This window comes from Arthrobacter sp. 2YAF22_2, assembly GCF_052114645.1.
Lineage (GTDB): Bacteria > Actinomycetota > Actinomycetes > Actinomycetales > Micrococcaceae > Arthrobacter.
In genome coordinates, this window is record NZ_JBFRFD010000575.1 from 1 (window position 1) to 2128 (window position 2128).

Here is a 2128-nt window from a genome sequence, read left to right on the forward strand (position 1 = left end):
CGGCGAGAACAGGTACATGTCCTCGTCCTTCTTGGCCAGCTCGAAGGTGATGTCCGGGATCACGACGCCGAGCGAGAGGGTCTTGATGCGGATCTTCTCGTCGGCGTTCTCGCGCTTGGTGTCCAGGAAGCGGTAGATGTCCGGGTGGTGCGCGTGCAGGTACACAGCGCCGGCACCCTGGCGGGCACCGAGCTGGTTGGCGTAGGAGAAGCTGTCCTCGAGGAGCTTCATCACGGGGATGACGCCGGAGGACTGGTTCTCGATCTGCTTGATCGGGGCGCCGWCCTCGCGGATATTGGTCAGTGCGAAGGCCACGCCGCCGCCGCGCTTGGAGAGCTGCAGCGCCGAGTTGATGGAGCGTCCGATCGACTCCATGTTGTCTTCGATCCGGAGCAGGAAGCAGGAGACCAGCTCGCCGCGCTGCTTCTTGCCGGCGTTCAGGAACGTCGGGGTGGCGGGCTGGAAGCGGCCTTCGATGATCTCGTCGACCATCTGGGTGGCGAGCTGCTCGTCACCGCGGGCCAGGTGCAGGGCCACCATGCAGACGCGGTCCTCGTAGCGCTCCAGGAAGCGCTTTCCGTCGAACGTCTTCAGCGTGTAGGAGGTGTAGAACTTGAACGCGCCCAGGAAGGTCTCGAAGCGGAACTTCTTCTTGTACGCGCGGTTGTAGAGCTCGCGGATGAAGTTCATCGTGTACTGGTCGAGGGTTTCGCGCTCGTAGTACTCGTTCTTGACGAGGTAGTCGAGCTTTTCCTCGAGGTCGTGGAAGAACACGGTGTTGTTGTTCACGTGCTGCAGGAAGTACTGGTGCGCAGCCTCGCGGTCGGCCTCGAACTGGATCTCGCCGTTCGCGCCGTACAGGTTCAGCATGGCGTTCAGCTCGTGGTAGCCCAGGCCCTGGTAGGCGGCCGGCATGGCCGGCTTCTCACCCGGGACGGTGTGCTTCTCGACGGCGGTGTTGCTGCTGTTCCCGGCGGTGCCGGTCCCCGCTACTGCGGTGTCTGCGACAGTCGTGTCCAAAATTCTTCCAATCCTTGTTGTACTCGGCTGACGTCTTCAGGCGTCCCCATGAGTTCGAAACGATATAGGTGCGGGACCTGGCATTTGGCGGCGATGATGTCCCCCGCCATGCAGTAGTTGTCCCCAAAGTTCGTGTTGCCCGCCCCGATCACTCCACGGAGCTGCTGCCGGTTCCTCGGATCGTTCAGAAAGCGGATGACCTGCTTCGGAACGGATCCCTCTCCCCCGGTCCCGCCGTACGTCGGCAGCACCAGCACGAACGGCTCGGTCGCCAGGAGTGCCGGTTCCCTCGCAAGGAGTGGGATCCGGGCGACGTCGATGCCCAGCTTCGTCACGAAGCGTTTGGTGTTCTCGGAAGTGGAGGAAAAGTAGATGAGGTGGCTGGCCGTGGTCCGGACTGAGTCCCGGGATCCTGCAACCGGCGGCCTGCCGGCGGTTGCCAGTGCCATGGGGCTCACCTCATCCGACGTGTTGGTGCCGTGTGCTGGCTTTCAGGCGACCGCGACGGCGGCGGCCTGAGCCAGTTCTTCGATCTTGTCCGGGCGGAAGCCGGACCAGTGGTCCTGGTCGGTGACGACGACCGGAGCCTGCATGTAGCCCAGGGACTTGAGGCGCTCGAGGGCTTCGGCATCCTGCGAGATGTCGACGCTCTGGTAGGCGATGCCCTTCTTGTCGAGAGCGCGGTAGGTGGCGTTGCACTGCACGCAAGCCGGCTTCGTGTAAACCGTAACGGTCATGTCCTGAGTCCCCTTAGTTAAGTCTGTGGTTCGTGTCCGGTGGGGCCTACTCGGAACAGGAATCCTAATCCGTTATTGGCCTCGACCTGCGGTCTGCAACCGCTGTGCTCGAACTGTATGTCGATACTACATGTAGTGCAAGAGCCACGCGCTGACCCCAAGATGATGTATTACAAGTATGTCATTTAACCCACTTTTAATCCACAGGCAACGGGCTTCAAAATGTCCGGATTCCAGCCGTTTTCGCAGACGAAATCCACACCCTGTGGAGTAGTTAGCCACAATTAACCGCCCCGCGTGTCGCATTGCGGACGGCGTGTCGCACCCCGGTCTGCGGAGGAGTTTTGAGTGGCACGAAGCACTACATCCAG

At 61.6% G+C, this 2128-nt stretch carries 3 protein-coding genes; all 3 read right to left on the reverse strand.

Annotation, left to right across the window (positions count from 1 at the left end; genetic code table 11):
- Nucleotides 1-915: ribonucleotide reductase N-terminal alpha domain-containing protein (locus AB4Y86_RS17445; protein ID WP_441403426.1), on the reverse strand; the 915-nt coding region annotated here is incomplete at its 3' end.
- 74 nt (nt 916-989) lie between these two features.
- Entirely contained in the window at nt 990-1469 is a 480-nt protein-coding gene (gene nrdI, locus AB4Y86_RS17450) for a class Ib ribonucleoside-diphosphate reductase assembly flavoprotein NrdI (protein ID WP_441403425.1), read from the reverse strand.
- A 42-nt stretch (nt 1470-1511) separates the two neighbouring features.
- Nucleotides 1512-1757: a glutaredoxin-like protein NrdH gene (gene nrdH, locus AB4Y86_RS17455; RefSeq protein WP_018773329.1), complete on the reverse strand. Its 246-nt coding sequence runs from the start codon at nt 1755-1757 to the stop codon at nt 1512-1514.
- Between the last annotated feature and the right edge of the window lie 371 nt (nt 1758-2128).

Bases quoted from the DNA above. Each gene is read 5' to 3' on its own strand.
- nrdH (WP_018773329.1), bottom strand. From the start codon at position 1,757: ATGACCGTTACGGTTTACACGAAGCCGGCTTGCGTGCAGTGCAACGCC.
- nrdI (WP_441403425.1), bottom strand. From the start codon at position 1,469: ATGGCACTGGCAACCGCCGGCAGGCCGCCGGTTGCAGGATCCCGGGAC.